Origin of the sequence: Virgibacillus halotolerans (assembly GCF_016908515.1) — a bacterium.
Lineage (GTDB): Bacteria > Bacillota > Bacilli > Bacillales > Amphibacillaceae > Virgibacillus_M > Virgibacillus_M halotolerans.
On the sequence record NZ_JAFBEA010000007.1, the window covers coordinates 195,272 to 202,022 of the forward strand.

A 6,751-nucleotide genomic window follows, 5' to 3' on the forward strand; every position below is an offset into this window, starting at 1 on the left:
TTATGACCTTAAATGATTTAATTATCCTCTATATCATCAATATTTCCCGAATATCTGCTTCGGTGAGTGTGGCTAGTGGTTTCTCTTTAGGATCAATCACCGTTTCAATCAAGTTTCTCTTTGTTTCCTGTAGTTCATTCATCTTCTCTTCGATTGTACCGCGGGCAACAAGCTTAATAACCTGCACTGGATGGGTTTGTCCAATACGATGCGCCCGGTCAGCTGCTTGTTCCTCCACCGCGGGGTTCCACCACATATCATAAAGAATAACTGTATCGGCACCAGTCAGGTTGAGCCCTGTGCCGCCAGCTTTTAAGGAAATGAGAAATAAATCACGTTCTCCTGCATTAAATCGATCGCACCTTTCCATTCTTTCCTCTGAAGCGGTTTGACCATCAAGATAAAAATAGGATCGTCCCTGCAGCATTAACTCTTTTCCGATTAGCTGCAACATTTTTGTAAACTGTGAGAAAATCAATACCCGTCTTCCTGAAAGCCTAGACTCCTCCACGATCTGCAGCAGCTGTTCAAATTTCGCAGCGCTCCCTTGATACCCATCTACAAATAGCGCGGGGTGACAACAAATCTGGCGCAATCTTGTTAGACCAGCGAGGATTTTGATACGGTTTTTTCGAAGTGTATCCTTGTCCAAGTGTTTTAATGTATCATGTCTTAACTTCGCCAAATAAGCTGCATACAATTTCTTTTGTTCTGGAAGTAGTTCCACATACTCCTGTGACATCGTCTTTTTAGGCAGGTCAGAAAGTACTTCCGCTTTCGTTCTACGCAGTAAAAATGGCTGTATCCTCCGAACAATTTGCTTCCTTGTAAGATTACTATATTCCTTTAATCCTTGAAATAACACTGGAAAGACAACATGGAAAATCGACCATAATTCTTCCAATGAATTTTCAATCGGTGTGCCAGTAAGTGCAAAACGATGATCTGCTTGGATTTTTTTTACCGCCCTTGCTGTTTGTGTGACAGGATTTTTAAATGCCTGTGCCTCATCGAAAAAGATGGTATGGAAGGTCTGTTTTTCGTGCCAATTTATATCCGTGCGCAATAATGGATAAGAGGTAATAACAACATCATTCTTCATTACGTCCTTTTGTAAAATGTTCCGTTCGGATTTGCTGCCATCCATTATCGCTACCTTGATTTGTGGAGCAAATTTTGCAATTTCACTCAACCAATTATAAGTCAATGATGACGGGCAAACGATAAGGGCAGGCAATTTCCTTTTACGGATATTGGGAAGTTCAGATTGAATAAATGCGATACTTTGTAGCGTTTTACCTAGTCCCATCTCATCCGCAAGTATCCCTCCAAAACCGAAACTTGCGAGTGATTTCATCCATCGGTAACCATCCTTTTGATAGCCACGCAATATCGACTCTAAATGTTGCGGTATATCGAATGCTGTACGGTCTGGATGTTGCAGGTTTTCCATCAATTGCCGAAACGATGCTTCCAATGTGAACACATCATCCTCCGTCGCATCCAACAGTTGAAGGCCTCGAACAATTGGTACTTGCAAGCCCTTTTCCAATTCTATCTCTTGATCGGGAACTGCATGCAGAAAACGATTAATCTCCGCAAATTCTCTTGCCTCTAGTGACAACAGAGACCCATTGGCTAAACGGTAATATTTTCGCTTCTCCTCAAGCGCCACTAGAATCTCCCGGATATGCTGTTCATGAACACCATCCATTTCAAATTTGAATTCCAACCAATTGGTCCGTTCCTTTTGTAATTTTACCCGAATTCTTGGGTGGGGGTTCTTCTTGACAATTCGATTTCTCACTGCTGTCGTTGCATATATTTGGACAAGCTTTTCTAGCTTCGGAATCACATGATATAAGAAAGTATACTCTAATTCCTCATGATGCAAAAAATAGCCACCTTCTGTTCTGGTGAAAGCACTATCGTCCATTAGCTGGAGAATGGCAGCCTCCTTTTCTTCATCTCTTATTAGCATTGGACCTGTTCGTACTTCCGCTTCTAACGGATTGATCACAATACCCTCATAATGAAACTCGAGCCCAGCAAGTAGACGATTTTTCACACGGTCTAAATATAACTTAGCTGTCAGCGGTCTTTTCAAAAAGTCCCTGTACATATTTGCGGACACTTGAACCGTACCAATCCGCTTCAGACCAGGAACCACCTTTTCCAGGAAGTAGTTGATTTGTTCATGTGGAATCGGAATTTGTTTAGAATCTGAGTTCTCCAACAAATGCTTTAACTCCGAGAGCCGTTCACTTTCCTCCCTCGCCAGTTGCACTAAGTTTTGCCCAGCTAGCACAGATTGATATTGCCGTAATACCAACATGCGATCTAGACCATCAACCTTCAACGCATAATCTCCATGCTGTGTCTCTGAAAAATCAAATTGTAATGGCGGTGTTTCCTTAGATACATGAAAGCCATCGTATATATTGCCGTAATACGCTAAACTGACGAAAGGAGCCTTAGAAAGCAATGGTACAAGCTGTTCCCAGGAAGATGGCGGAATCAGTAGCGTGTCCTTGCTCTTTTCGTAAGCCAATTCATCCAAATTGGTGTCAACATATACCTTTTCATCGCGGGTTACCTGAACCAACTGCTGTATCACTGCATCTGTCTCTTCCTCAAAACAATGGACTTGAGGGTCATATATAAAAGAATCAGATAGTTGACTTGCATTTGCTACAGCCACTTGCTCCAAAAAACTTCGGATATTTTGTACATGATTCGTCCCAATACGCATTTCTATACCGAACATGTTTTGTCCATCGCCAATAACAATCGGTTTACATAGGAATGCCGCTTCAAGCACTTCCCGGTCCTCAAAATGAAGCTGGTGCTTACTTGATCGTTTCGAATTATTATCAAATAAAGTTAACAGACCATCTGTAAGCGCCCGATTTGTAATAGCGGGGACAGTCCCCCTACGTTTGTGCTCATAAATAGATAGTAAAACTGCCGCAACGTGCTGGCAGTCATGTTTAATGGAAGTCAACTTCGGGCAACTGCACGTCGTACGAAGGTCACCATTCTCACCCTTATCAATCATGATGTGGAAATCTTCCTTCCCTGTGACCGTTGCTTCACAGCTATTGGAACTGTAATCTTCAAATGTTACTTTATTTGCGCGGTAAAAAGTCTCCCCTTTTTTGAAGGAGACTGTACCACACATTTCCATTATGATTGTCTGGTTTACTTTTATATTCAAATGCCCTGCTCCTTCCGGAGGGAAATTAATCTACTGATCATTATCATAACTTTATTATACGGCTAGCCTATTTTTACCGCAATGCTATAAGAAGTATGATTACTGCTTTTCATAGAAAGGCCTTATCCACTTAAGGTAAAGTACGTACTTTCATTATAATCCATTTAAAACCATCGCTTAAACGGAGGAATACTTTGAGGGAAATGAAATAGATTGAATGGATCATATTTCATTTTCACTTCTCGAAGCCGCTTTAAATTACCCCCGTAATACGTTATTGGCCAATCTTTAATAAACCGATCCGGGAAATTCACATAGTCACCGTCCGTAAACGGGGTTAATGTATTTCTTAACGCTTCTATCCAACCAATATTTTGCCTTTCTTCGTTCATACTTTCCCATGTCGTAATGTACTCCTGGGCTATGATAGCATTCCTGTAAAAGTATGCCGAGTCATTTGGTGCAATCCGCCCCACTGCCCCTCCCAGTGATTGATGCCAAATACTCGCATTTTCATTTGGAGCATTTGCTAAAAATCGCTTCATCTTAGAAATTGCTTTAGCAGGAAGCGTTTCTTCAATAAAAGATCCTGATCTTTTGCGAAGTGCTGGTAGGTTTCCGGCTGGTACGTCAAAGAACCTTACAGCTTTGATGTATGGGACTTCTTTTATCCATACTTTTGGAGAGCCTGTAGTCGTTAATGGCCGAATAAGCTCCTTTAACCTGGTAGATGGACCAATAAATACGCCTTGAGCAATAACTTCATTTGCTTCTTTTGACTTTAATTCGATCTGTGAAGTTAAATGTTCATCCGTATAAGGCGCCCATTCTTGCCATGCCTGAAATGCATTCTCGAAGTCACTCCATGCCCATGAAACAGAGAAGATAGACACATTGGAAATGGCATGTAATTTAAAAGTAAGAGACGTAACAATGCCAAAGTTGCCGCCACCACCCCCACAACATGCCCAGAATAGATCACTATTGTGTTCCTTGTTTGCCTTAATAAGTTCTGAACCTCTATGTCCACTTGCCCTTACCATCTCCATTTCAATTAAGTTATCACAAGTAAGTCCGAATGGTCGTGATAACATACCTATCCCTCCACCGAGTGTAAGGCCAACAAGACACACACTGCCTTCAGTTCCTGCTGGAATAGCCATGCCATATTTCAATAATTTATTATTTACTTTCCCTAAATTAGCTCCAGCTTCTATTCTTGCCGTCATTTCTTTATAGTTAATCTCAATTTTGCTCATGTCACTCACATCAATGACCAGGCCACCATTGACTAATGAATAATTTTCATAGCTATGCCGACCACTCCTGATCCGAAATGGTATATTGTTTTCCCTTACCCACCTCAATGCATTTAAGACATCTTTCGTATTTTGACAAAATACAATTTTACTTGGGTACTTTGGGATGCTTAAATTATTATTTATTCTTGCCTGTTCATATTCCGCATCATCAGGAGTAACAACTCGCCCTGTAAGCTTTGCTCTCTCCAAAATATAACCCCTTTCTTAAGTGATGTAGCATTTAGTAACATACTATGCAAAAACGTTAAGATGGGCATATGTGTCCTTCCTATAAAACTCAAAGTAATTGGATGTGCTACCGTAATCCCAGACCAAAATGGATGAAACAAAAAATGAAGCAACAAAAGATGCTCCAGATAGCACACCTTTTGTTGCTTCATTATGCTTTGACTTTATATACTATTTTAGTATCCATAATAGGGCGGGTAATAACCATAGTACGGGTAACCATAACCACCTCCATATGGATATAATAAGGAACCTGCCAATAGTCCACCCGCTAACCCACCAATGAAGGGCCCTCCTCCATAATAACCCCCATAATGTCCAAATGGCGGTCTGCCAAAGCCGCCATGGAAACCGTGATGACCATGAAATCCACCACCAAATCCATGGACCGGCCTTCGTGTCAATTTATCCTGCGCGCCGTCCTGCTGAATAGGTACTGCAACCGGTATGTTCCATTCATTATTCATATCTTTTCCCTCATTTCAAAAATTTGCTACACAATTAGAATATGCAACTGCCTAATAAAATTATTGGGTGTTTATACCAGAAAGTAAATTTTCATACGATTCATCCATTAGAAAACTTGGCATTCGCTAGACCTTTAATAGCCAGTACTTCTACGCCCAAGTTTCAAAGAATAGCGCTCAACTTTAGACATGCGCCAATCAAGTTAGGCTATATCAGATTTTGAAATTTGAATTAAAACAAGATAAAGAAAAACCCTTTGAAAAAGATAGCACAAAGTGGTTATGAGGGCCCAATGAATTTCGGCTTGTAATATAATATAATAATCCCCTGTAACAATTGTTACAGGGGATTATAGTATATTTTTTCATTTTTTGTAATTACTGCAGCGCAAACGGCATCTATGTATTGTACCCATTTAGAAAAGGGCTGAGCCAGCTTGGATTTTGTCGATAGATTATAAGAAAAAGTAAACACGGTCGGTGAACAGTTGATTGTTCTACCACTGAGATACTGTGGCATAATAAATATTTAAGTGCGCCCTAGAGGATTCGAACCTCTGACCCACAGCTTAGAAGGCTGTTGCTCTATCCTACTGAGCTAAGGGCACAATATTTATATTAACATACTGATGTATGGGGGTTGATGTTTAGGAGTGGGCCTGAGTAGACCCGAACCTATGAACCCGATGGGAGCGGATTTACAGTCCACCGCGTTTGACCAACTTCGCTTTAAAAATGATGGCTCGGGACGGAATCGAACCGCCGACACAAGGATTTTCAGTCCTTTGCTCTACCGACTGAGCTACCGAGCCAAAGAATGTTATTAAATGTGTTGAATTCTATTTATAGTACAACACTTCATATGTATGGAGGAGGAAGAGGGATTCGAACCCCCGCGGGCTTTGACACCCCTGTCGGTTTTCAAGACCGATCCCTTCAGCCAGACTTGGGTATTCCTCCAATTTTTAAAAGTGGACCCTGCAGGACTCGAACCTGCGACCGATCGGTTATGAGCCGATAGCTCTAACCAACTGAGCTAAGGGTCCTTTTCCATTTAATTTAATGGGGCGACCGGTGGGGATCGAACCCACGTGTGCCGGAGCCACAATCCGGTGCGTTAACCACTTCGCCACGACCGCCGTTTAATTACTATTAAAATGGTAGCGGCGGAGGGGATCGAACCCACGACCTTACGGGTATGAACCGTACGCTCTCGCCAGCTGAGCTACACCGCCAATATAATATAAAATGGAGCCTAGTGGCTACATTGTTTTTCTTCAATGAGCAATAGAAAATAAAAAGATCCAACAGTAGTGAGTTGAATTATTTTGTTGGCGCTTCTCAGTACTACTAATTTCCGGCTAGGCAAATTCGACGTAGTAAATTTGAGTTTTTTGGTTGCGGGGGCAAGATTTGAACTTGCGACCTTTGGGTTATGAGCCCAACGAGCTGCCAGACTGCTCCACCCCGCGATATGAGAAAGTATTAACTGGTACATGTTTGAACTAAATGGTGGA

Annotated in this window: 3 protein-coding genes and 7 tRNA genes; all 10 read right to left on the reverse strand. The window is 41.5% G+C overall.

Annotated features, from left to right (window positions below; all coding sequences use genetic code 11):
- Window positions 1–28: 28 nt before the first annotated feature.
- The 10 genes from JOC34_RS16230 to JOC34_RS16275 all read right to left on the reverse strand — a co-directional run bounded on the left by JOC34_RS16230 (window position 29) and on the right by JOC34_RS16275 (window position 6,706).
- A complete protein-coding gene (locus JOC34_RS16230) occupies window positions 29–3,217 on the reverse strand; it encodes a DEAD/DEAH box helicase (RefSeq protein WP_205137828.1) in 3,189 nt (1,062 codons plus the stop codon).
- A 164-nt stretch (window positions 3,218–3,381) separates the two neighbouring features.
- Window positions 3,382–4,728 (reverse strand): FAD-binding oxidoreductase, encoded by a 1,347-nt coding sequence (locus tag JOC34_RS16235; RefSeq protein ID WP_205137829.1) that lies wholly within the window; start codon window positions 4,726–4,728, stop codon window positions 3,382–3,384.
- 215 nt (window positions 4,729–4,943) lie between these two features.
- On the reverse strand, window positions 4,944–5,234 hold the full coding sequence (locus JOC34_RS16240) for a hypothetical protein (RefSeq protein ID WP_205137830.1): 291 nt from the start codon (window positions 5,232–5,234) through the stop codon (window positions 4,944–4,946).
- Between the two features lie 534 nt (window positions 5,235–5,768).
- Window positions 5,769–5,842 (reverse strand) — tRNA-Arg (locus JOC34_RS16245).
- A gap of 131 nt (window positions 5,843–5,973) precedes the next feature.
- Window positions 5,974–6,046, reverse strand: a tRNA-Phe gene (locus JOC34_RS16250).
- Between the two features lie 55 nt (window positions 6,047–6,101).
- Window positions 6,102–6,194, reverse strand: a tRNA-Ser gene (locus JOC34_RS16255).
- A 12-nt stretch (window positions 6,195–6,206) separates the two neighbouring features.
- Window positions 6,207–6,280, reverse strand: a tRNA-Ile gene (locus JOC34_RS16260).
- Between the two features lie 17 nt (window positions 6,281–6,297).
- Window positions 6,298–6,373 (reverse strand) — tRNA-His (locus tag JOC34_RS16265).
- A 19-nt stretch (window positions 6,374–6,392) separates the two neighbouring features.
- Window positions 6,393–6,469, reverse strand: a tRNA-Met gene (locus JOC34_RS16270).
- A gap of 160 nt (window positions 6,470–6,629) precedes the next feature.
- Window positions 6,630–6,706: transfer RNA gene (locus JOC34_RS16275), tRNA-Met, on the reverse strand.
- Between the last annotated feature and the right edge of the window lie 45 nt (window positions 6,707–6,751).

Bases quoted from the DNA above. Each gene is read 5' to 3' on its own strand.
- JOC34_RS16240 (WP_205137830.1), bottom strand. From the start codon at position 5,234: ATGAATAATGAATGGAACATACCGGTTGCAGTACCTATTCAGCAGGAC.